Consider the following 24401-nt stretch of genomic DNA (forward strand, 5'->3'; position numbering starts at 1 on the left):
TCAAAATAGCAAATCAACTAGAAATGTCCACAAAAAAACCTAGGTTCTAAGTCTTGATTATAAATAGACAACTTAAGTCCCCTTCTTCACATTTCAGCATGGCTTCAAATTCTTTTATACGCTCTTCGGTTTTTCCTGTAAGACACATAAGCAGTACCATTGGATATACGGAACCGCCATAAACCCTAAAACTTCGAAATTCACAATCAGCATCTCGGTACTTAATCCATAAATTTCTTGTTTGTCTGAAATATGTTTTAATATTTCTTGGTATATTTGATTTAGTTTCTTATCAACTTTCTTATATTCTGCAGCGACACAATAATTCATGTCACCTTGTGTCATGGTATTATTACAATCAACAGAAAATACTTGCTTTTTTCATTATTTTATCATTTTTAAAAATAATTAATTAAGCATCACACACCGTGACGTTCTGCAATTAAACTTTTTATTTTACCGATAGCTTTAGCAGGATTTAAGCCTTTCGGGCAGGTCTTAGTACAGTTCATAATCGTATGACAACGGTAAAGCTTAAATGGGTCTTCTAAAGCTTCAAGACGTTCACCGGTATTATCATCCCTTGAATCGGCAATCCATCTATATGCTTGTAGTAAAATCGCAGGACCCAAATATTTATCACCGTTCCACCAATAGCTAGGACAAGAAGTAGAACAGCAAGCACATAATATACACTCATATAAACCGTCAAGCTTTTCTCGATCTTTAATCGACTGTAACCTTTCAGAGTTTGAAGAGGTAGGGCTATCGGTTTTGAGCCAAGGTTCTATAGATTCGTATTGTGCATAAAAATGCGACATATCAGGTACTAAATCTTTCACTACTTTCATATGAGGAAGCGGATAGATTTTGATATCGCCTGATATATCTTCTATTGGTTTTATGCATGCTAAAGTATTTGTACCGTCAATATTCATTGCACAACTACCGCAAATTCCTTCCCGACAAGAACGCCTAAAAGTTAAAGTAGAATCGATTTCGTTTTTGATTTTAATTAAAGCATCTAAAACCATCGGTCCGGTTTTGCTTAAATCTATCTCAAAACTATCGATAGTAGGATTCTCATCAAGATCAGGGTCATACCTATAAATTTTTATCTTTCTAGGTTTAAGCATTTCCTCTTGTTCTTTATGCTCTCTACCTTTTTTTACTACTGAATTTGGCGGTAACCTTAACTCTGCCATTTAAGTACTCTCTTAAAATTTGTTTTTAGAACTATACAAAATAATTAGCTAATTCACAATCTTTCATACCTGTTACGTGGATGACATTAATATCTCTAGGTTGCCATGCTACTTAAAGTTACTCACAAGATATTGCCAGCGTGGATACCGATGTCATTCCCGCAGAAGCGGGAATCCAGAAAAAATAGTCTCAGTACTAACAAAATAAACCTAAAAAAACAAGTTTTTTGTAGGTTTTACTGGATTCCCGCTTCTGCGGGAATGACATCAAGAGCATTTACTGCTCTTTTTATTGAGTCATATATATTTGCTATTATTTATGAAATTACTGATAACCCTTTAATCCATCTGCAACATAATGATCTTGAGGGAAACCCATTAAATATTTACATGCATTGATTGCTAGTCTTCTTATCTTATCACTTATATAATAAAGACCGGTTCTAGCACCGACACCAACACCAAAAGCTGATAAAGTGAATGACCGAAAGGGCTGTAAATCCTTTCACCTTGACCGCCTTTATTAACTTGACCAATCCTAATTGGTTTTAATTGCTTTTCAACCGGTGTTTTATCTAAAATAACATCACCTCTATTAATATATACGTTTTTATCAACATCCTGTTCTAAAATATCATTAAGAAAAATCATTTCATAAGACTCTTCCGGTTTTACATATTTGAGTGTATATTCACTGCTAAAATCTTTTCGTAAACAAACAAAATAAACTCTTTCTCTTTGTTTGTTTGCGGTACTCCAAATAATGAAGCATTTAATACATTTCTATATACTTTATAGCCAATCTCATCTAATTTTTGGTCTATAGTTTCAATTACGCTGCCATTATTAATATTCAGAATATTTTTAACATTCTCAAGCAATAATATATAGGGTTTGTGATATTGTACTATTCTGATTATTTCATACAAGAGTCTACATCTCCTATACCAAACCTCTTACCTGAAATACTAAAAGATTGGCAAGGAAAACCGGCACATAAAATATCATGTTTAGGGATTTTGGTTTCTGATATTTCCGTAATATCACCGTATGGCTTATCACCGAAATTTCTTTTATATGCTTCTTGTACGTCTTTGTCTATATCAGAAGAAAAAACACATTCAAGACCCTTTATTTCCAAGGCTTTTCTAAAACCATAAATTTATACATAAATTATACTACTAAACTTAGGAAGCGGCATTTTCTTTTTTAGCTTTAGTTGTTTTTGTTTTCTCAGGTGATTTTTCTTTATCTATTTTTATAGTAGATGAATCATTAAAAGGAAATTTATTCTCCTCTTCTGAATCTAAAGCTCTACCACTAAGTAAATTTTTAATTTGCTGACCGGACAATGTCTCATATTCAATTAAAGCATTTGCTAAGGTATGAAGTTGATCTATATGTTTTGTTAAAATATCTTTTGCAAATTCATATCCTTGCGTAATAATTCTTTTAACTTCAGCATCAATTAACTCTGCAGTAGCTTCCGAGGTTTCATTATTAGGTTGTCTACCATACATATCGTCACCACTTGAACCGTGAAATATCGGTCCTATTAAATCACTTAAACCTGCTTTTGTAACCATCGCTCTTGCAATATTAGTTGCACCTTTTATATCCGACGAAGCTCCTGAGGTAACTTTATTTCTACCGAAAATAATTTCCTCCGCTACTCTTCCTGCCATATAAACTGCTATAGATGATTCCATCTGTTCACGATTCTGAGAATATTCATCAGTTTCAGGAAGTCTTTGCACCATCCCAAGAGCATTACCACGTGGTATAATCGTAGCCTTATGAATAGGTGATGCTGCAGGACAATAAAGTCCTACTAATGCATGTCCGCCTTCATGATATGCAGTCAACCTTTTTTCTTTCTCCGACATTGCAATGGAGCGACGTGCAACTCCCATCAGCACCTTATCTTTTGCCTCTTCCATGTCGTGCATATCTACTTCTTTCTTACCAAGCCTTGCAGCAATAAGAGCAGCTTCATTAACTAAGTTAGCAAGTTCAGCACCGGAAAAGCCTGGGGTACCACGAGCAATAATTCGTGCTAGTACCGTACTATTATATTTAATTTTCTTTAAATGTACTTTTAGAATTTGCTCACGACCGTTTATATCAGGGTTTGCAACGGCAATTTGACGATCAAACCTACCGGGACGCAGTAATGCACGATCAAGAACGTCAGGACGGTTTGTAGCTGCAATGATTACAACTCCCTCGTTTGCTTCAAATCCATCCATTTCGACTAACATTTGGTTTAAGGTTTGCTCACGTTCATCATTGCCGCCACCCATACCAATACCTCTATGGCGACCTACCGCATCAATTTCATCGATAAAGATAATACAAGGAGCATTACGTTTACCCTGTTCAAACATGTCACGCACACGGCTTGCACCGACACCTACAAACATTTCAACAAAATCAGAGCCGGATATGCTAAAAAACGGAACATTAGCCTCACCTGCAATTGCTTTAGCAAGAAGTGTCTTACCGGTTCCGGGAGGACCTATAAGTAAGCAGCCTTTCGGTATTTTACCGCCAAGCTTTTGGAACTTGCTTGGATCTCTTAAAAAATCTACTATTTCAGTTAATTCTTCTTTTGCTTCATCGATACCTGCTACATCTTTAAAGGTAATTTTTGGTCCTTTATCTGATAGCAACCTAGCTTTAGATTTTCCAAACCCCATGGCTTTCCCACCTCCATGCATTTGACGCATGAAAAAAACCCAAACACCTATCAATAAAAGCATAGGAAACCAAGAAATTAAAAAGCCTAAAAAGGTATTCATTCTTGTTTCAAGAGGCACTACTTCAATATTAACGTCATTGCTAGTAAGACGATTTACTAAATCAGGATAATCAGGAGCATAAGTGTTAAAAGTAGAGCCGTCATTTGAAGTACCTTCAATTACTCTACCCTGAATTTTTACCGAATTAACGGTCTTTTCATCAACTCGTGTTAAAAAATCCGAGAAAGTTATATTATTTCTTCCGCCAAGTAAACCGTCAGATTGGAACACATTAAAAAGTAATATTACAAAAATAAAAAGTGCTGCCCAAGCTAAAATACTTCTACCTTGATTATTCATCGATATAAAACCTAATAAAAATTTTTATTGGTATAAGAGAGGTCTGTAAATAAATTTTAATTAGTAGTTAAAATTTATTTACAGATAACCTCTTAAATACCGGTGTTAGCAAAAATGGGTGAAACGAGATACAAAATTTGGAGAAAAAGATACTTCAAAGTTCCACATGTCGTTATCATAATATGATATATGTGGTATTGCTATAACTTTTTCAAGTATTTTAATTATAGGTAAGGTCAATAAAACTGCATTGTGGTTTTTGCAGGATAGATTTTTCAAAGGTTCTAAATCTAATTGTTTCTTTATTATTTTATAATCTTCTAACGATAGATGAGTTACAAAACAATTTGGAGTTTCTTGATTTTTTGTGATACAAAATCTATTATCCCAAATAACGGATTTATCTAGTAATATTTTACTCTCAGGTAATTTTTTGCCGAATTCCCTGTATATAAGTAACTCGTTTTGTATACGCTTAATTATACAACCATGAAGTGTATTCTTAAAGTTTACGCCTTGAGTAATTAATTTCAAAATAGGTTCTACCGAATAAAAACGAGCTGCTCTAGATTGTCCACTAATTATTATCAGTAAAAAATTAATTATTTGTACTTTCACTTCATCTGAAAACTTATCAAATTTAACTAAATCAAGAAAAGCAAAGCCATATTCAAAAATCTTGACTGCTTCAGCTATCGCCGATATTAATTCAGGCTTAAACTCGTTTTCTATAAGTTTGTTGGTTTTAAGTTGTTGTGAGATTATTGCGGCTTTAGACATCTTTCCAAACTTCGCTTCTAGAGGTAATTTAGACGCCGTTCCAGTACTCGCATCCTCACGTGGCATTGTTGCATGGATCAATTTTACCTCTGTCATCCCGTGGCTTGACCATGGGATCCAGTTAAAAATACTAAAATTATTAGTACTTTTTATTGTCTTTATGGATCCCGTGGTCAAGCCACGGGATGACACAGTGAATTTTACCGGTCCACGCAACAATGCATCCTCACGTACTTTTTTATACGCTGCGGTGTTGCGTTCCGTGTCTCCTTTAAATTCCTCTCTATAAGCTGGTTTGGAAAGATGTCTAATATAATCTGCACCTTTAGCTAATTTTTGCCTAATAACATTTCGTCTATATTTATCAGATGAATTTGACTCATCTTCAAACCATGTTATATTATGACTGACTAAATATTCTACTAATTCACTTTTTGGAATATTATATAGCGGTCTAATTATGTGTATATTATTATACCAATTGATATTACTGCTACTAAGTCCAAATATACCGCTATTACGCTCTAATCTTAAACAAAAATTTTCTACGTAATCATCTTCATGGTGAGCAGTTAAAAGTACTAATATATCGAGTTCTAGACATAGATTTGTCATCAAACCATAGCGTCCTTCTCTTGCTCTTTCTTGTAAATTGGAAAAATTATTTTGATGGTCAAAAGATAAACTATAATGCTTGCGATTTAGACTATTACTGATATTTTGGATATAATGGGTCTCTTGCTTCGACTGTTCCCGTAAGTTATGATCAACCGATATAACAAATAATTCTATATTATTTTTTTCTGCCCAAATATTAGCAAGATAAAGAAGTGCTACCGAATCGCTCCCACCAGATACTGCAATCGATATTTTAGATAAGTCAAAATTACCTATTAGATTATTGATATTATACTCAAATTTTTCATATAGCATGGTTGAAAAATGTTAGTATTATTTAGTATAATAAAGTGTTTGGATATTGTGGTCAAACGTAGTAGTATGTCATTTCCGCGTAGGCGGGACGTTGTTGCATGGCTCTTATGTCATTCCTGCGAAAGCAGGAATCCAGAAAAAAAGTATAAATACAGCAAATTTTTGAAATTAAAAGCTCGATTTATCTCGTTTTATGCTGGATGCCCGCCTACGCAGGAATGACATAGATCAAGTTTCTCAATCCATAAAACAATGCTCTGCTTTTGCAATGGTAACAAAAAACTACACAATTAGACGATAAAAAAAATTTATGCTGACTCAGCTAAATCTTCTAAAGTTTCAGTCTTTTGTTCGCATAAATAATCTTGTGCTTCTGATTCTGATCTTGCAACAATAACCGTAACTATAGCATTAAGCTCTGCATGGAGTCTTATTTCAACTGTATAAATTCCGGTAGATTTAATTTGTTTATCAAGAATAATATTTGAATGAGAAATATTATAAGATACATTTTCAGATAATTTATCGGCGATTTCTTTATTAGTAACCGAACCGAAAAGTTTACCGTCATCTGATGTTTGACGGATAAAAACTAATTTTTGATCTTTAATAAGAGCATTAATTTTTTCTACTTCTTCTCTTATTTGCTTATCTTTTGCTTCAAATTCGTGTTTTTGTTTAACTATTAGCTCTTTATTAGGCTCAGTAGCTCTAATAGCTAATTTTTGCGGTAAAAGATAATTACGACCAAACCCGTCTGCTACTTTGAGTATGTCGCCAATTTTACCTAATTTTCTTACGGGTTTTATTAATATAATTTCCATGTATTATGCCTTTATTTAGCTTGAAATACAAAAGGTAATAACGCTAAAATTCTTGCAATTTTAATAGCATTATTTAGCTTTCTTTGTTTCTTTGCACAAACATTTGTGATCCTGCTTGGTAACATTCTACCGCCTTCAGAGACAAATTTTATTAAAAGCTCAGGGTTTTTATAATCAATAACAGGTGCATTAGGCACAGAAAGAGGGCATCCTTTACGTCGTCTAAAAAATACTTTTTTAGCAGTTTTATCTCCTACCTTGCGAGCAGCTGTTGCACTAGAATTATTACTTTTTAACATTCTTTAATCTTTAACCTTAATTCTTACAAATTTAATTATTAATCGTTACGTCAATTACCGGAGTATTCTCTGTACTTTGATTTTTTAATATCGGTGAAGGTGCACTACTAATTGAATCTGCTTGAATTGTAAGAAATCTAATGATATTTTCGTTAAGCTTCATTTTTCTTTCTAGCTCTTCTTTTACATTACCAGTAATATCTAGACCTAAAAAATAATAATGTCCTTTTTTGTTATTACCGATTTTGTAAGCTAAAGTTCTTAACCCCCAATATTCTTTTTTTATGATAGTGCCATTATTATCTTTAATAATTTTAGCAAAATCATCAACGATTTTATCTATATCGTTTAATGATACGTCTTGGCGTATAATAAAAACTGATTCATAAAAGCTCATGATATATAAAATCTCCAACAAACAAACTTTAAAATAAAGCTATTTATAGCAACTAAAACTATTAAATTCAAGTATTATCTTTAAAAAATTATTATTTCTTTGTTTCTTTTTATAAAAAGTTTGCTATAAAAGTTTGCTATAAACCCTAATAAATTAGAAAATTATTACAAAAATTTTTAATTATTTACTAAATATTAATGAAGATTAATTCAGTATTTGATAAGCTATTACCTGAAGTTTTAATTATAGAAGAAAAAAATAAAAAAAGTGTTAATATTTCTTTAAGTAATGATATAGAGATATAGAGAGAGCAGGATTTAATATAATGAGGGCTTCAACTCTAGAAAAAGCATTAACTTATTTTTTTAGTCAGCTGCTTGCTATCATGATTATTAGTGCAGAATTACAAGAAAATCCTTTAATAACAATAAATAACGTTTAACAGAAATAGACGATAACGTGCTATTTTTTATAAGCCCTTCTTATCTGAACAAATAGTAGGTACTTTAAAGAGCTTATTGAGACGTTCCAAGTCAGTTGTACAAGATAATATTATTAAATTTAAGAATCTAAATATTGATTTAAATAATGAAAAAGTATACAAAGACGGACTGAATATTCGTCTAGGTCCTACTGAGTTTAAAATTTTACGACTTTTTTTCAGGTTCCAAATGAAGTATTTTTGCGTGAAGAAATAATAAAATATTTATTGGAAAGTGAAGAGACCTTTAATGAACGTCTCATAGATGTTCATATAAATAGGATTAGAGAGGCCTTAGGGAAAGACAATTTAATTATTACAACCGTTCGTTTTATCGGTTATTGTCTAAATAAGGATAACTAGAATTTTATTGTCAAAATTTTCTTTGTATTTATGCATTAAGTATGTTAATATCTATTAATATTTATGTATAATATAATTAAGATTTTATTCGTTGCCGATTTATATATTTTATAACTAAAAACTGTAAATTTTATGTTAAGTAAACTAAATAAGCCCGCTTTATTTGCTTTAATATTTTATCCTATTTTTATTATATCTCTTGTAGTTAAATATTCGTTTGATTATGGAATAGGGCTCACTGAAGTTATTTTTATAATTGCTAGTTATTATATTAATAATATTACCGTTGGGATCGGTTTGCATAGGTTATGGTCTCACAATTCCTATAAAATAAATAAATATGCCGAGTTTGTCTTAATTATGCTGTCTGCAGGAACATTACAAGGACCAGCTTTATCTTGGGCATCGAATCATTATAAACATCATAGATATACGGATCAAGACCAAGATCCGCATACTCCTTTAAAATTTGATAATAAATTTTTAGGCTTTATGTGGTCTCATATAGTATGGATGCTAGTTGGAAGCGGTAGCTATAAGTCTATTGATCGCATTACTTGGGCTAAGCACGGGAAAAACAATTTATTAAAATGGCAGCTAAAATATTATTGGCAAATAGCAGCTTTTATGAATATTGTCGTGCCTTTATTTATCGGTTACTTAGTCGGCGGTACTATGCAATCGGCATATGCAGGATTTTTATTTATGGGGCTTGGTAGATTCCTACAGCAACAAGCAACCTTCTGCGTTAATTCTTTATGCCACTTTGCCGGTAGTAAAAAATATTACAAAGGCACTGCCGGAGATATTTGGTGGATGGCATTATTCTTACTCGGTGAAAATTGGCATAATTACCATCATGCTTTTCCTTCAGATTATCGTAACGGTACAAAATGGTATCATTTGGACGTTCACAAATGGATAATATTTTTAATGAGTAAAATCGGTTTAGCTTCAGAACTTGAACGTACTACAAAAGTACGTATACAGGCAAAAATGCAAGAAACTTTAAGCTATCTTAGTGAAAAACAAAAGCAAAAATTGACTTTAATGCAAACTAAAATAGATCATTTATTAGAAAATCTATGCTTAAAAATTAAAGAGCTTGAAGAATCGTCTATTACTATCAAAGAACAATTTAAAAAATCTTTTGTAGAAATACAAGAATCACTTAAAAATTTAGCGGAGCAAGTAAGTTCTGCAACGCAAATAACAGAAAAACCTTCGGAAAAACTATTAAAAATAGTTAATAAAAAAATTATTGATGCCGAACAATCTATTTATAAGCTGTATAATCAATTAAATACCTTAAAGGTATCTTAAATTAGGCATTATTAAAGATAGATATCGTGATTGCAAGCGGGTGTTAATGATAAAAATTTTAGGTATAGAATCAAGCTGTGATGATACAGCTGTTTCTATAATCACCGAAAATCGAGAAATCTTATCTAATGTAATCATTTCACAAAATACAGAACATGCAGTTTTTGGAGGGGTAGTACCTGAAATTGCTGCACGTTCTCACTTATCGCATCTAGATAAAGCATTAAAAAATGTTTTAAAAGAAAGCAACACTAAATTAACGGACATTAGTACAATTGCTGCAACTTCCGGTCCAGGTTTAATCGGCGGTGTTATAGTTGGCTCAATGTTTGCAAGATCGCTAAGCAGTGCTTTAAAAAAACCCTTTATTGCAATTAATCATTTAGAAGGTCATGCTTTAACCGCAAGACTAACCGATAATATTCCTTATCCTTACTTACTCTTGTTAGCTTCGGGCGGACATTGCCAATTTGTAGCAGTTTTAGGTCTCGGAAAATATAAAATACTAGGATCTACTATAGATGATGCCGTAGGCGAAGCCTTTGACAAGGTAGCTAAAATGCTAAACTTAGATTTTCCCGGAGGACCTGAAATTGAGAAAAGAGCAAAACTTGGCGATCCTCATAAATATAAATTTCCAAAACCTATAATTAACAGCGGTAATTGCAATATGTCCTTTTCAGGGCTTAAAACTGCCGTGCGTACTTTAATAATGAATTTAAAGGAAATTAATGACACTGTAATCAATGATATAGCGGCAAGTTTTCAATTTACTATAGGAGAAATTCTAAGTAGTAAGGTACAAGATGCTATTAGAGCATATGAACAAATAACAAATAATTTTGATAAGAAGAATATAGTTATTGCCGGCGGTGTCGCTGCTAATAAATATTTACAAGAAGTATTAAGTAGTTGTGCTAAAACATATGGTTATCGGCTTATTTATCCACCTATCCACTTATGCACCGATAATGCTGCAATGATTGCATATGCAGGACTTGAGCGTTACAATAATAAGTTATTTACTCCTTTGAATTTCTGTCCAAAAGCTAGGTGGAGTTTAGAGGATATTAGTAATTAAAATTTATTTACTGATATCCTATAAGAAGAAATATAATTTTTTAATATTGACACTTCTTAATTTAGTAGTATGATATGTAATTACCATGAAACATGGCAATTACATATATAAAAAAGAGGTAAGTTTATGAGCAATAGCAATTATGAAAACATATACAAAGCATTTAATTGTTTTTCAGAAGCAACCAATTCTGCCTATTCAGCCGTAAATACTTTTTTAGAACTACCTAATGTATTTAATAAATATCCTACTGTTATTTCTTTAATTTTTTCTAAAACAGCAAAATTAGACTCTAATATAACCAATATAATTAAAAACGCTGTTATTATATATGAGATATCAACAACCTTAATAGGGGCCGTAAATACTTTTTATAAAGATAAAAAACTAGTCGATAAAATATTAAAAGACGGACAGAATGCTATTGATAAGCTTATTGAAACAACAACCTATTTATCGCCAATAGTTACAGATATTACAGATTCTTACTTAGTTGATCCGTATAAAGAAGAAAAAGCACTATTATTTGACTTACAAATTCCTAACTCTACTAGTAGTGATTATTATAAATTATCAGGTACTGAAAGTATAACATTAGCTGAAATTGAATATTATTAATACTAATTAATAGAATTTTTTTATTACTTTTTCTAGATGACCATACTCCTTTTAGTTGTAGTCTTGTTGCATTGCTCGTTTTGTGTCATTCCTGCGGAAGCGGGAATGACATCAAACGCGTTTTTTGAGCTATGCAACAAATCTTTTAATAGCCACAATGACAAAATCAATAATTATAAACAGTGCCTTTAACAAGAATAGTGGATTATGCAATAATTCGTTATTCGGAAAAAATTAATCAACTCATTGTTACCTTCAATTCTTTATCCTTTGCATTTATTTTAACCGTTTTACCGCTACTTATTTCGCCTGCTAAAATCATTTTGGCTAAATTATTTTGTATTTCCCGCTGGATAAGACGTTTTAAGGGTCTTGCTCCAAAGCTTGGATCATAACCTTTTTCGGCTAAATAATTTAAGGCAGATTCATCAAATTCAAGAATAATATTTTGTGCTAGTAAAATTTTCTTTAAGCTTTCAAGCTGTATCTTAACTATATCATGAATATTATTACGATTTAGGCGATGGAATAATATAATCTCGTCTAGTCTGTTTAAAAACTCAGGTTTAAATACTGCTTTTACATATTCCATAACCTCATCCTTTACTTTATATGTATCTTCGTCCTCTTTCTGATTAACGAGTATCTCAGCACCTAAATTAGATGTTAAAACTATTATAGTATTCTTAAAATCAACCGTTATACCTTGACTATCTGTTAATCTTCCCTCATCAAGTATTTGCAGCATAATATTAAATATGTCGGGATGGGCTTTTTCAACCTCATCAAATAATATTACCTGATAAGGACGGCGTCTTACTGCCTCCGTCAACACTCCGCCTTGATCATATCCGATATAGCCGGGAGGAGCTCCTATCAGGCGAGAAATAGCGTGCTTCTCCATATATTCCGACATATCTATACGAAGTATTGCATTACGGTCATCAAAAAGAAAACCAGCTAAGGCTTTGGTAAGCTCGGTTTTACCGACTCCGGTCGGTCCTAAGAATAAGAACGAACCAAGCGGGTGGTTAATATCTTGAATCCCTGCACGTGATCTTCTTACCGCATCACTAACACCTTTAATTGCCTCATCCTGCCCTATTACCGATTCCCGTAATTTCTGCTCCATCACAAGCAGACGCTCACGTTCACTTGATAGCATCGTATCAATTGGAATACCAGTAATACGAGAGATAATACTTGCTACATCGCTTTCCGATACAATTTCTTTTAACAGCCCTTTATTATCCATACTTTCGGCTTCCTGAATCTTTTTCATAATCTCAGGTATAATTCCGTATTTTAGCTCACTAGCTTTAGCGAGATTAGCATCACGTTCGGCACGTTCAAGCTCGTTTCGGCTACGGTCTAGTTCTTCTTTGAGCTTTTGTGTTTGCTGTAGTTTAGACTTTTCAGCTTGCCATTTAGCTCCCATATCATAGGATTTAGACTCTAATTTTTCTAATGCTGTAGTTAAATGCTCTATTTTCTTTTTAGAATGCTCGTCATTTTCTTTTTTAAGTGCTGCAAGCTCTATTTTTATCTGAACAATACGACGGTCCAGCTCATCAAGCTCTTCTGGTTTACTTGATAGCTCTATTTTCATACGGCTACAAGCTTCATCAATCAAATCAATAGCTTTATCAGGTAAATAACGATCGGTAATATAACGGTTTGATAACGTCGCTGCTGCAACTATTGCACTATCGGAAATTCGCACTGCATGATGCAGCTCATATTTTTCTTTAATTCCTCTAAGTATTGATATAGTATCCTCAACCGTCGGCTCACTCACGTAAACAGGCTGAAAACGACGAGCAAGTGCCGCATCTTTCTCGATATATTTACGATATTCATCTAGAGTAGTAGCACCGATACAATGTAGCTCACCACGAGCAAGCATCGGCTTTAGTAAATTCGAGGCATCCATAGCACCGTCAGTTTTTCCCGTACCGACTAAGAGATGCAATTCATCGATAAATAAAATAATTTCACCGCTTGATTCTTTGATTTCGCTAAGCACTGCTTTAAGACGCTCTTCAAATTCGCCTCGATATTTAGCTCCCGCTATTAAAGCTCCCATATCAAGCTCAATAATACGGCAATTAATAAGCGATTCAGGTACGTCCTTACTAAATATTCGTTGTGCAAGCCCCTCTATTATAGCAGTTTTACCTACTCCAGGTTCTCCGATCAATACAGGATTATTTTTCATACGTCGTGATAGTACCTGCACCGTTCTTCTTATTTCTTCATCACGTCCGATTATCGGGTCAAGCTTACCGCTTTCGGCAAGCTCTGTTACGTCTCTGCCGTATTTCTTTAAAGCATCGTAACTATTTTCTGCCGATTCGGTATCTGCTTTTTTGCCTTTACGAAGCTGTAAAATAGCTGTTGCTATTTTTTTATTATTAATTCCATTATTCGTTAAAATTTTACCGGCTATAGTATTATCATAAGTTAATGCTTCAAATATACGCTCTATGGTTACAAAGCTATCCCCACTGTCTTTAGCAATGCTACTAGCTTTTTCTAAAACTTTAAGAGCTTCAGCAGAAGAATAAACTTGTCCCCCTCCCTCAACCTGAACTTTTGGGATTTTATTTAGTTCTAGCTGAACTTGATCTTTTAATAAGGTTATATTACCGCCGGTATTATTAATAAGGGTTTGAATTATACCTGTTTCTTCACTTAAAAGACTAGATAATAAATGCAAAGGTAATATTTGCTGATGATCATTTTTAGCAGCAAGTGATTGGCTACTAGCTATCACTGATTTAGCATGTGTAGTAAATTTATCAATATTCATATAAATAATATTATTTTATATTTTTAACTATACTATTTTTATATATAATAATTTTTAATTAAAATAACAAGAGATGCACAACTACATATAGAATTTTATAATGCTTTCATCATTAAAAAAACAATTTGATAACGATAAGGAGTTTTTATTAAATCATACAAAAGAATTTTTAACCACACCCGGAGTAGGCGTTACTTTAGAAATAAATAGATAGAGCGAAAATTGAAGGGAAAAACGGTGAAACTCCAATATTAATACGTGACGGTCGTAACAATCCCAATGAAAAAATTGTTTAGGCACTAAAGCTTTTGAAATGCAATATTTAAATGCTATCAGAGGAACGATAAACATAGCAAAGGGCAAAAATAAACCTGAGCTTGTGCTGAAATTAAATAAAGAAGCAGTAAAATTATTAATGCTTTGAACATGGAAAAATCACAAGAAAACATCTCAAAAAATATGCAAGCTGAAATTGACAGTGTTGCTGAATTGCTAGGAAAAAATGGTATTAAAAATGCTCATAAAAAATTAAATGTTGCTAAAGATTTTCAAAATTTCAATGATGAGCATTGTAATATAGTAACTTTGTCAAAAGTCATCAATGATGAGGGAAAAGAGCATATTGTAGTCGAAGCGGAAGTAGCTTTTAAAGGCTTAACAGAAGAACAAAAGCAAGAATATCAAAATAGAGACGGTAAAAACTGGTATAATGTAATGCCTGAATGGAAGAGGAAGCTTGTTGATCAGTATACTGATACAATTTAAAACGGTAGGCATGTTATCCCAACCCAGTTACGACAAATTGTTGGCATGAAAAACGCCTTTGAGAAAATTGGGGCAATAACCGACAAAGACGGTAAAAATTTTGAAACATTGCTTACATCTAAACATGCAGGTACATTAAGCCTCGATTTCAAATGATATAGATTCTAGACAAAAAATTACCGACTTAAATGCACGCCAAGCTCAAGAATGGCTTGAAGACGGCGTTACTCTTCATACTAATACATTAAACTCAGGTCCTATAGGAGCTGGTGGCAATGATCCCACAATTGTTGATCAGACAAAAAAATCTATGGAAAATGTCGGTGGGAAAAATACTAATACTCCTCTTAATTTATTTAGGCTTATAGGAGTAACAAATAACTTTGCAGGAGTGAGTGATACTTTAAACAAAATAGCAAAAAATTTACCGACTGAAAAAGGAATTGATTAATTAAAAGCACATATTAAACCTAGAAGCAAATTTGAACGTTTTTTTAGGATAAATAAACCTAAAGGAAATGCAGCAGAAACAATTAACAATGCAAATTTAACGGATCAGGAAAAAGAAATATTTAAAAAAGCTGTAACATTAAGAAAAAATATTGAGCAAGCAGATATTCCTTTTAGAGTATCCTTCGAGACAAAACTTCCTTTTATATCTTTTGATAAAGAAAATATTAATCTAAATATATCAGATGTCTTAAGTAATTTAACAGCGAAAATAAGACAAAATAAACAAGAAACTAAAACCAATAGTTTAATAAATTTACCTCAGGGAAATATTAACAATGTGTGCCAGCGGTAAAGATAGAGAAGGGCTTAATAAACATAATAAAATATCTCAAGCAGTATCAAAATATACCGGTATAAAAAGAAACAGACATCGATAAACAATTACTTAAAAACTGTGATATTGCTCAGCAAGCAGGTAGTATTTGGGCGGTGCAACAAATAGGTTGTTACGGCACTAAAAAATAAAATAAAAGAGTCATTCCAAAAAGTAGAAAAGAAACACTTGCTGTTATAATGGCATTAACTGATAAATAAAATTGCAGACAAAAAAAAGATGGATAAAAAGATAGATGCAGAATATAAAAAAAATCACCCTAGAGAATTCATCGCAATACGCAGTGATAGGAAAATTGTTAAACCGTTAACTAAATCGGTATCACAGCTTAAACCAAGTATAACCCCACCGGTTAAATTTAATAAACGTCAAAATATAGGTATGGAGAAATAATGTCAGAATTTGCAATTGTAACAGGCGGTACTAGAGGAATAGATAAAGCTACCGCTTTATAATTAAAAAATAAGGGTCTTACGGTAGTTGCTAATTTTTTCAGCAATTACGACACTGCTAAAGAAATGGAAGAAAAATACGGTATAAAAACCAAACGCTGGAATGTTGCAGATTTTGAAGAATGTAGAAAAGCAGTAAAGGAAATTGAAGAGGAGTTTAAAAAATCGTAAGTATTCTTGTAAATGCCGGTATTACCAAAGATAAAATGCTACATAGAACGAGTCATCAAGATTGGAATGATGTGATTAACGTTAATCTCAATTCTTGCTTTAATATGTCTAGTAGCGTAATGGAGCAGATACGAAACCAAGATTACGGTCGTATAATAAATATCAGTTCAATTAATGCTCAAGCAAGGCAGTTTGGGCAGACTAATTACTCTGCTGCTAAAGCTGGAATTATCGTCTTTACTAAGGCCCTTGCTCGTGAAACTGCTTCTAAAAATATCACCATTAACTGTATAGCTCTAGGGTATATTGCAACTGAAATGGTAGGAGCAGTACCCGAAGACGTGCTTGTTAAAATCGTTAATAATATCCCCAAAAAAAGACTAGGACAGCCGGAAGAAATAGCTAGAGCCGTGGCATTTTTAGTTGATGAAAATGCCGGATTTATAACAGGTGAGACTATTTCTATCAACGGCGGCCATAAATAGATTAGAATATGAAAGAGATCGTAAACCAATTAATCTCTAAAGGAAGAGAACTTTTCAGTAAAAATGAATATAAAGAAGCACTTAATATATTTACCTTAAATTAAACAATATAAAGGTTCTCTACATATCTATTATTATGAAGGCATCACTTACTTGTGTTGGGGAGAGTATTATAATAATGTTGAACAAACAGACCTTTTACCTTAAGGCAGTAGCTTCATTACGACAAGCAGCTCTATATAAATCTAAACCTAAAGATACTGATGTTTTATTAGGAAAAGCTTTTTATAAAGCAGGCAAATTAAGCGAAGCTGGTACTGTACTTAACAAATATATATATCTTGTCCAGAGAATGAGGAAGAATTTCAGGAAATTCTCAGTCAAATAACTCCAGAACTTAATAAAACTACTAATTCACCGATGTTATCGAGAGATAGTAGTCAATATGACCACGATATAGCTCGACATGCGCAAGCAATTGCAGACATAAAAAAATGTTACAATCTGCAAATGTTGGGTATACTACAGATATAAACAACCAAATTAAAGAATTGAAAGTCATTAACCCTAAATTAGAAGAATATTATAAATGTTTTAATATGGCTTTACACAATGTATGTATTGCTGCTAGTGCTGTAAGTATAACGGCCTAGTAGTTCCTGATGCAGGGTATTTAACGTGTGAGTGCCTCTTATCTTATAAAATGGGTTTGTTATCTTGACGACATAGCAGCGTCCGGTTTTTTAAAATTCTATTGCCACTGCTCTAATAGCAGTTCTGCATGATGCCGGTTATAATATGTTTAACTCTAAGGAAGAAAAAAAGCTAGTAGATGTACTTACTAAATTTTGTAAAATGATTAATAAACAATCTGATATAACCGTACCTGTAGGACAAGATCTACAGAGATTAGCTTTACTTTTTGCTAATTTAAGGAGTGTAGAAATCAAAAAAAATAATGAGACAGATTTCAGTAATTTCTTTACGACTAAATTGCCAATACACAATAAATTTTTTCGTTATGATACCAATAATACCAAAGAAATGAATAGTAATCCTATGGAAAAATTAGCGTTTCAAGATGCTATTTCTTTGATTAGTTATGGATATATTAAAGAGTTCTAAATCGTTGTTAAATCAAATTTTAACTACTACAAAAGAAGGATTAAGCACATCATGGGATTATATAAAGAAAACTACTCCCGGCAATGTAGAGTACGATTTATGGCAAATGGAAAAGCAAGTACCTGAATCTGAAATAATAACTGAGAAAGCAAAAAGCGGACAACTGCGAAGTATAAAGATATCTTGCTTTTCGGTTGATTACTCAAAACCACTTTTAAAAAAAATAGCGATTTCTTCAACCGGCATCAGAAGAGGAGTTGAAGATTTTCTTAATCAAAAATATTTTGCTGATAAATTTACTGAAGAAGAACAAGGTTGTTTTGTCTTATTCTTAGCATATAAAATATTTAGATATGGTAATAAGGTATGTCTCAAATATTTTAGCGAGCAACAGCCGGAGCTAATTACAAAAATTTTTGATGATTATTCTCATTGATTCTTTAGGAGAGAGGCAATTAACATCTGTATTAAAAATAAAGATGGTAGACAAAAAGCATTAGATGCAATAAAGTTAAAATCGTCAGATAAATTTTTTAAAGATTGCTTTGATACAGTATTCCCTAAGGTAGATGTTGTTGTAAACCTCATATTTGAAGAAAAACCTAAACCGAAGCACGTACCTAATGAACCTGAACTTGTATTTAACTTAGAGCTCATAACTTTAAATATAGACGAAAATGATGATGTACTACCAACAAGTAATGTAGAAAATAACAACTAAATTTTTAAAATGACTAGCATATATCACATTCTTGACCGTGTTCCTGCTATTTATAAGCAGGACATGGAAATAGAGTATGAGCATTTGGCTATGCAATTAATTAAGTCCGGTAAATTACGGATAGATACCGATGATTGCTGCAATTTTGCAAGGTTTACCGAACCTGCTCTTAATATAAGCTTAATGGTTAGTCAAGAAGAGCTAACAAGCCCGCATTTAATCCCTGAAACTACCAAGCTTTTTCAAAATTTATACAGAAATTCCGCTTCAGATCAAAAAATAAAATCAATTTTCGATAATTTAAAAAAGCAAATACAAAAGCTACAGCCGGTTAAGCAAGAAGTAACCGAAATGCTAGCACGTATTTTTGTTCAGTCGGCTCATCCGATCGTAATAAGGTGGCTTCTTCTTAATAAGACGGAAGTATTTCTTACCTACTCACATAATATCGGCGATATGATGGATATGGTTAGCTGGCAACGAGTAGGCGGTAATAGCGGTATGCAAAGCACTAACGGCAAGGACATAGCTATTTTTGTTTCATGCGGCGGTAATCCTTTTGCTGAAAACAATAAAGATCATCCGACTTACGGCAACGGCTTTGCTGCGGCAGCAAGACTTCAGATTATCGCAGCCCAAGAGCTTGGGCATTTTGCCGATATAAAAAGAGATGATAAAGGCAGGCAAATAACTCGCCATTCGGCTAATTTTTCCGGTACTAAAGCTACCGATAAAGTACGAATTGCTAGAAAAAATGACATAATACATTGTCATAATTTGCTGAGTAAGCTCCTTAAAGCAGGTATGAAAAAGCAATTAGATTATGAAACGAAACTTAAATTTTATAATGCAAATAAAGTTAACGGCTTAAAAGTTTATGCTATAAAATTCATGATTTTTATATATAAATTTCGGCTTTTAAATTATAGCAGTAGGAATAATCTAATATTTGTAAGAAAATTTAAAACCGATGAATATATGGCATTAATGATTGATGCTATGTTTAAAGATATGCAAGCTAATTTATCACCGGCAGCTGACGTGTATAAAAATAAAAATCCTGAAATTGAAGAAGCGATAGCCTGCATTGAAGCCTTAGCAAGAGTACCACAACAAGCCGTAAAATGGGGATATTTAACTACCAAAGAAACTATGCATGACCTTTATAAAATATATTATAACGAGGTTATACCTTCTTTAATTACTAGCTATAATGCTATAACCGGTGAAAATTATCAACGTGATTTTAAAAAGCCCAAAAGTAATTTCTTTTCTAAAATCAATATCTTTAGTAACAAAAAGTTAGTACTAAAACCGGTTAGGGAATTATGAGTATACTGATGTGAAATGAAGAATGGTAAATGAAGATTAACTTCAAAAAGAGCAAGGAATTCACAAGGCGATGAGGCATTGCTGCGTGGATATTGTTTTTTCGTCATTGCGAGGAAATTTACAAAGTAATTTGACGAAGCAATCTCAGGAGTTTGTTATTATTTCATGAGATTGCCACGCAGCCTACGGCTGCTCGCAATGACGATTTGGTATCCCGCACAGGAATGATATTTTTAGAACAATATCTTTAACTTTAATGAACCTTTGGTGGCTAGTATATTTGCTGCGTAAATTACAGTTATACGTTGCAAATATATTCTTATGAGCGGTAAGTAAACTTGCACCTACATTATAGCCGACTTTCGGTGTGCTGCTACTTGTAGTGTTCTCAAAGTAATTATCTGCCCAAATAAATCTAGCTTTCACCTTAGGTTGCTTATTGCTAAAGCTATTTTCTATAGAAGCATGTAGTCCCGGTACTATTTGAGTATCGTTTGATAATCTCTTAGGAGCGGTTAATTTTATGCCTACAATCCCTGTAGTTAAGTTACCGGACTTACCAGCGACATAAATATTATTGACACCTGTACCGGTTTGGGTATCTTTATATGTATTATATCTAATACCAATATTAGGCATTAAATTTATACCGTCCATGGCAGAGAATTGATAACCGACATTACCCTCAAAACCATAAGCTTTGCTTGTATATTTACCGCTAGCAGTTTTATAGCTATGAAGTCCGACCGGTCTTAAGTCCTTTTTGTTGATTTTACTGTTACTTGCTGAAAATATTTCTTGTAATATAAAGCCATTACTAAATTGTTGTTGACCGTATAGAGAAATAATATAGCTCTGCCGATAATTTATCACCAGTGCTTGAACCTTTAAACTTAAAGTCAGAGTTCATACGGCTATATGCAATACTGACAAGACTATTTTCCCCGATGTAAAGCTCACCGCCGATCGTGCCGCCGGATACCGTGCCTTTATAGCTAGGATTACCTTTATATGCATCTTGATTACTTGAACCGAAAGTACCGGCAACCCATAATCCTTTTTATAGTACCGCCTGATAAGTGATTATTAATACTAGTAGTTACTGCTTCAGCTGTAACTACACTAACCGATCTTGTTCCTTGCTCGGTTAAATGCTCTACTACTTTTTTTGCATTATCAGGTGCAACTTGAGCTAAGTTTGCTACGAATAATAAGGATTGTTCTTGTTTTGTTTTACTCACTACAACAGTATCATCATTAGCTACTTCTTTAAGCTCAGCTTTATTATTTACTAATTCCTTAGCAAGCTCTACAGCGTGTTTTTCAGGATTTTGCATAACAAATGCAGATTTTTCTCTAATCACTTCTTTTGTGCTTCCGCTACAAAAGTATTTTCCATATGGACAATGATAGCATTATTGATTGCCTCAGCTAATTTTTGCTACTCAGGTTTTTTAACATATTCCTCTGCTACTCTTATTTCGTTAGCTTGACGTTGCCGATACTCCGCTTGCAGTCTTTGCTGTTCAGCTCTTTCGTTAACGCTGAGCTTGTGCTTGTTGCTGTGCTTGTGCATCTGCCGGTACTACTAAACCGGCTAGGTTAGCTTGTGTCTCTGCATCAACTTGATCTTGTCTAGCTTGAACCAATTCTAGAGCTATATTATCAATTGGTTATTGTATCTCTCTTTGTCTAGCTTGTCCATCTCGCTGCAGTACTGCAATTTGTACCTGTACTTCTCTTTGTGCATTTGTTAAGTCCAGCTGTGCTACAAACGAAGCGTTACGAATATCAAATAAAGCTTGCTGTGCTCGATTTTAGTCCCCTATATCGGCTCCTGCACGTGCAGCATTTAATCGTTGCTGTGCATCTGCTAATTGTTGCGGATGCTCAGCTTGTATTCGTGCTAGTACATTCTGTGCTTGCCTTAACCTTAAGTTTTCTCTGTCTACTTGTTGCTGACCCCTCACCGGAGCCGCTACCATATCTTAGTCGTGCTTGTCTCTGTCCTAACATATCTACTGTTTCTCTTGCTACTATTACGTTGCCTACTATCGCTGCTTCTGCTCTTGCTTGAGCATGTGCCGGTTGTGCCGCTGCTTGCACTCCTACTTGTTGTACTTGTAATCCTTGCGGTAAAGCAACGGTTCCGGTAGCTGCAGTATCAGTATATCCATTAGAAACGAACTCCATTACTCATCCTCAAAATTGATAGTACGGCTACATCATTCGCCATGTGAGCCCTATTAATATTAATCACAATATTTATACCGAATGCCGTAGGGAGATTTTGAAAAACTATACCGCTTTCTCCTAAAGCATTTATAGTAATATTGCCTTCAATAATAGTAAATACCCCATTACCATAAAGATTAATATCATTAATATTAATATTTTTGGGCAAAATTAACCCTATGGTTATTTTCTGCGATAATAATATTGTCATTATCTTGTGGAAGATAATGGTTGTGATTATATCTCAAATCATTCATCGTACCTATATTAGAAGATGGATTTCCCGCCGGAATAATATCCGCCCCTCCCATGCTTGCAAGCAGCCCGATACTACTGGTTGCTAGTAAAATTTTATTAAAAAAAGTTTTGTTCTTATTAGTTATAATTTCCCCTATAACTTATTGCTTTTAATGATTTTACCACTTAACTTATCGGTAATTATACACTATTTATTTACGACGCACAATAATTAATGAATAAATTTACTATTAGTTAATATTTATTAATTATTTACGAATTTACGATGGCGTGATTTATGAAATTTAAGGGAAATAGGCTGGTTTAATGAAAGGTAGGGGTTATGGTGTTTGTTTGGTAGGTAATCGTCATTGCGAGCAGGCATTGCCCGCGTGGATCAGTTTTCCGTTGTCATCCCGTGGTCAAGCCACGATGACACCGAGTGCGTTTTTCGATCCGCACAACAATGTCGTAATTTCCTCGCAATGACGTCAAAATAACATCCTATTCATCATATATATTAGAAAGCTCATCTTGTAATTCTCGAGAAAATACATCCTCATCATCGTTAGAATCATTCGATTTCTTAAGAGAGTTTTTGAAATTATTTAGATCTTTATTTTCAAATATTTCAATAGATTTTAAAGTCTCGTTTGGAATTATAACTATAATATTTTTACTTAATTCATATAAATAATCAGTGGTAACGGAAACTTTCAGTACTCCTCCATATTTGCTCTGTTTGCTACTTACTACAAAATCTTTTAAAGATTTACTTTTAAAATAGTTTTCAGAAGTAAAGATCATTGTTATAAAAAATAGTACTAACGAGATAGTAATACCTACGGCAAGTCCTGCCAATAGCCCTAAAAATCTGTCAATAAAACCGTTTCTCATAAATGAAATTATAGCAAGAAATTTATAAACTATAAAAACACATAAAATTAAAGCAATAACATAAGATATAACACCGGCAATAATTATTCTTATAATCTCATTATCCATATATTTGATTAGGTCAGAAATATATGGATATAAAAAATATCCTAACATTATAGAAGTAATAAAACCGAGTATTCTAGTTGCAAACCCGATTATGCCTTGATATAAGCCGAAAAATGAGAAAAGAGTAATAATAGCAAAAATAGTAATATCAAAAAATGTGATCATTATTGTTAACTTCTATTGAATAATTGGATTTAAATCTTATATATTTAAATCTTATATAATTAAAGTTTTATTTATGGGCGATAAAATTTTTCATAACTTATCCGGTAAAACACTAGTTGCTACACCGCATGTAATTACAAAAGGCATTTACCATAAATCCTTAATTTATATGTTATCACACACGGAAGAAGGAGCAATAGGATTAATATTTAACCGTTTAGTAAATCATATAGATTTAAAATCGTTTTTTAAAATAAAAAATGACGAAATAACAACCCCGGTTATGGTTCCTATATATCTTGGCGGACCCGTAGAACATGAAAAAGGGTTTTTTCTTCATTCTAGCGATTATAATAAAAATTTGTTATTGGATTTCCATAATGATTTAGCAGTAAGCTCTAATTTAGAAATTTCAGAAGATATAGCTTTCGGTAAAGGACCTAAAAATAGCTTATTCATTGTCGGTTATACAGCATGGAAACCAGGGCAGCTTGAAGAAGAATTAGAGACAAATCTATGGCTGGTTATGGATTGTAATAAAGAATTTATTTTTGCCGATAATCCTGAAAGTAAATGGCATAATGCATTAAAACACTTAGGCATTGATGAAATACATTTCTCATCACAAATAGGAAATGCTTAGA

Annotated in this window: 23 protein-coding genes and 6 pseudogenes; 14 read left to right on the forward strand and 15 right to left on the reverse strand. The window is 32.9% G+C overall.

Going from position 1 to position 24401, the window contains the following annotated elements; genetic code table 11:
- Window positions 1-46: 46 nt before the first annotated feature.
- The 9 genes and pseudogenes from GCO76_RS04605 to rpsF form a co-directional block, all read right to left on the reverse strand.
- Window positions 47-345, reverse strand: a pseudogene (locus tag GCO76_RS04605) (lysozyme inhibitor LprI family protein).
- 74 nt (window positions 346-419) lie between these two features.
- Window positions 420-1205 (reverse strand): succinate dehydrogenase iron-sulfur subunit, encoded by a 786-nt coding sequence (locus GCO76_RS04610; protein WP_410956322.1) that lies wholly within the window; start codon window positions 1203-1205, stop codon window positions 420-422.
- Window positions 1206-1628: 423 nt separating this feature from the next.
- The gene (locus tag GCO76_RS04615) at window positions 1629-1856 is read right to left on the reverse strand and encodes a hypothetical protein (protein ID WP_410956323.1); all 228 of its coding nucleotides are present in this window, start codon (window positions 1854-1856) and stop codon (window positions 1629-1631) included.
- Window positions 1857-1876: 20 nt separating this feature from the next.
- A pseudogene (locus GCO76_RS04620) lies at window positions 1877-2346 on the reverse strand (DNA cytosine methyltransferase).
- Window positions 2347-2392: 46 nt separating this feature from the next.
- Window positions 2393-4306, reverse strand: a complete 1914-nt coding sequence (ftsH, locus tag GCO76_RS04625; RefSeq protein WP_410956324.1) for an ATP-dependent zinc metalloprotease FtsH — start codon at window positions 4304-4306, stop codon at window positions 2393-2395.
- 105 nt (window positions 4307-4411) lie between these two features.
- Entirely contained in the window at window positions 4412-6019 is a 1608-nt protein-coding gene (tilS, locus tag GCO76_RS04630) for a tRNA lysidine(34) synthetase TilS (RefSeq protein WP_410956325.1), read from the reverse strand.
- Between the two features lie 308 nt (window positions 6020-6327).
- A complete protein-coding gene (gene rplI / locus GCO76_RS04635; RefSeq protein ID WP_410956326.1) occupies window positions 6328-6843 on the reverse strand; it encodes a 50S ribosomal protein L9 in 516 nt (171 codons plus the stop codon).
- An 11-nt stretch (window positions 6844-6854) separates the two neighbouring features.
- Complete coding sequence (rpsR, locus tag GCO76_RS04640; protein WP_410956327.1) at window positions 6855-7142, reverse strand: 30S ribosomal protein S18; 288 nt, start codon at window positions 7140-7142, stop codon at window positions 6855-6857.
- A 31-nt stretch (window positions 7143-7173) separates the two neighbouring features.
- Complete coding sequence (gene rpsF, locus GCO76_RS04645) at window positions 7174-7539, reverse strand: 30S ribosomal protein S6 (protein WP_014013784.1); 366 nt, start codon at window positions 7537-7539, stop codon at window positions 7174-7176.
- Between the two features lie 709 nt (window positions 7540-8248).
- Here rpsF and GCO76_RS04650 point away from each other — a divergent pair.
- The 4 genes from GCO76_RS04650 to GCO76_RS04665 all read left to right on the forward strand — a co-directional run bounded on the left by GCO76_RS04650 (window position 8249) and on the right by GCO76_RS04665 (window position 11405).
- Window positions 8249-8383 carry a helix-turn-helix domain-containing protein gene (locus GCO76_RS04650; RefSeq protein WP_410956475.1) on the forward strand — a complete coding sequence of 45 codons (135 nt, stop codon included), beginning with the start codon at window positions 8249-8251 and terminating at the stop codon, window positions 8381-8383.
- A 132-nt stretch (window positions 8384-8515) separates the two neighbouring features.
- On the forward strand, window positions 8516-9706 hold the full coding sequence (locus GCO76_RS04655) for a fatty acid desaturase (RefSeq protein WP_410956328.1): 1191 nt from the start codon (window positions 8516-8518) through the stop codon (window positions 9704-9706).
- 46 nt (window positions 9707-9752) lie between these two features.
- Complete coding sequence (gene tsaD / locus GCO76_RS04660; RefSeq protein ID WP_410956329.1) at window positions 9753-10787, forward strand: tRNA (adenosine(37)-N6)-threonylcarbamoyltransferase complex transferase subunit TsaD; 1035 nt, start codon at window positions 9753-9755, stop codon at window positions 10785-10787.
- Between the two features lie 126 nt (window positions 10788-10913).
- Entirely contained in the window at window positions 10914-11405 is a 492-nt protein-coding gene (locus tag GCO76_RS04665) for a DUF5424 family protein (RefSeq protein ID WP_410956330.1), read from the forward strand.
- A 238-nt stretch (window positions 11406-11643) separates the two neighbouring features.
- Here the strand turns inward: GCO76_RS04665 and clpB are convergent, their stop codons facing one another.
- On the reverse strand, window positions 11644-14217 hold the full coding sequence (gene clpB, locus GCO76_RS04670) for an ATP-dependent chaperone ClpB (protein WP_410956331.1): 2574 nt from the start codon (window positions 14215-14217) through the stop codon (window positions 11644-11646).
- A 426-nt stretch (window positions 14218-14643) separates the two neighbouring features.
- Here clpB and GCO76_RS04675 point away from each other — a divergent pair, with 426 nt between their 5' ends.
- From GCO76_RS04675 to GCO76_RS04715, 9 genes and pseudogenes are all read left to right on the forward strand, one after another.
- Entirely contained in the window at window positions 14644-14982 is a 339-nt protein-coding gene (locus GCO76_RS04675) for a hypothetical protein (protein WP_410956332.1), read from the forward strand.
- A gap of 310 nt (window positions 14983-15292) precedes the next feature.
- Window positions 15293-15433, forward strand: a complete 141-nt coding sequence (locus GCO76_RS04680; RefSeq protein WP_410956333.1) for a hypothetical protein — start codon at window positions 15293-15295, stop codon at window positions 15431-15433.
- Between the two features lie 615 nt (window positions 15434-16048).
- The gene (locus GCO76_RS04685; RefSeq protein WP_410956334.1) at window positions 16049-16222 is read left to right on the forward strand and encodes a hypothetical protein; all 174 of its coding nucleotides are present in this window, start codon (window positions 16049-16051) and stop codon (window positions 16220-16222) included.
- A pseudogene (locus GCO76_RS04690) lies at window positions 16222-16937 on the forward strand (SDR family oxidoreductase). The gene GCO76_RS04685 and the pseudogene GCO76_RS04690 overlap by 1 nt, the downstream one beginning before the upstream one ends.
- Window positions 16938-17090: 153 nt before the next feature.
- Window positions 17091-17325, forward strand: a pseudogene (locus GCO76_RS04695) (hypothetical protein).
- 106 nt (window positions 17326-17431) lie between these two features.
- Window positions 17432-17590, forward strand: coding sequence for a hypothetical protein (locus tag GCO76_RS04700; RefSeq protein ID WP_410956485.1), 159 nt, complete (start codon window positions 17432-17434; stop codon window positions 17588-17590).
- A 145-nt stretch (window positions 17591-17735) separates the two neighbouring features.
- Window positions 17736-18062 carry a hypothetical protein gene (locus GCO76_RS04705; RefSeq protein WP_410956335.1) on the forward strand — a complete coding sequence of 109 codons (327 nt, stop codon included), beginning with the start codon at window positions 17736-17738 and terminating at the stop codon, window positions 18060-18062.
- Window positions 18063-18256: 194 nt separating this feature from the next.
- Window positions 18257-18783 (forward strand): annotated as a pseudogene (locus GCO76_RS04710) (hypothetical protein).
- A gap of 9 nt (window positions 18784-18792) precedes the next feature.
- Window positions 18793-20115 (forward strand): DUF2748 family protein, encoded by a 1323-nt coding sequence (locus GCO76_RS04715; protein WP_410956336.1) that lies wholly within the window; start codon window positions 18793-18795, stop codon window positions 20113-20115.
- Between the two features lie 183 nt (window positions 20116-20298).
- Here the strand turns inward: GCO76_RS04715 and GCO76_RS04720 are convergent.
- From GCO76_RS04720 to GCO76_RS04740, 5 genes and pseudogenes are all read right to left on the reverse strand, one after another.
- Window positions 20299-21109: pseudogene (locus GCO76_RS04720) on the reverse strand (autotransporter outer membrane beta-barrel domain-containing protein); the annotation flags it as partial.
- 28 nt (window positions 21110-21137) lie between these two features.
- Complete coding sequence (locus GCO76_RS04725) at window positions 21138-21479, reverse strand: hypothetical protein (RefSeq protein WP_410956337.1); 342 nt, start codon at window positions 21477-21479, stop codon at window positions 21138-21140.
- 526 nt (window positions 21480-22005) lie between these two features.
- Complete coding sequence (locus tag GCO76_RS04730; protein ID WP_410956338.1) at window positions 22006-22308, reverse strand: hypothetical protein; 303 nt, start codon at window positions 22306-22308, stop codon at window positions 22006-22008.
- Window positions 22292-22561 carry a hypothetical protein gene (locus GCO76_RS04735; protein ID WP_410956339.1) on the reverse strand — a complete coding sequence of 90 codons (270 nt, stop codon included), beginning with the start codon at window positions 22559-22561 and terminating at the stop codon, window positions 22292-22294. Before GCO76_RS04735 ends, GCO76_RS04730 begins: the two co-directional genes overlap by 17 nt.
- Before the next feature lie 530 nt (window positions 22562-23091).
- Complete coding sequence (locus tag GCO76_RS04740; protein ID WP_410956340.1) at window positions 23092-23757, reverse strand: CvpA family protein; 666 nt, start codon at window positions 23755-23757, stop codon at window positions 23092-23094.
- Between the two features lie 73 nt (window positions 23758-23830).
- On the opposite strand from GCO76_RS04740, the gene GCO76_RS04745 reads away from it, so the two are divergent.
- Window positions 23831-24400, forward strand: coding sequence for a YqgE/AlgH family protein (locus GCO76_RS04745; protein ID WP_010976730.1), 570 nt, complete (start codon window positions 23831-23833; stop codon window positions 24398-24400).
- Window position 24401 lies beyond the last annotated feature (1 nt).

The organism is Rickettsia koreansis (genome assembly GCF_046532895.1).
GTDB classification, from domain to species: domain Bacteria; phylum Pseudomonadota; class Alphaproteobacteria; order Rickettsiales; family Rickettsiaceae; genus Rickettsia; species Rickettsia rickettsii.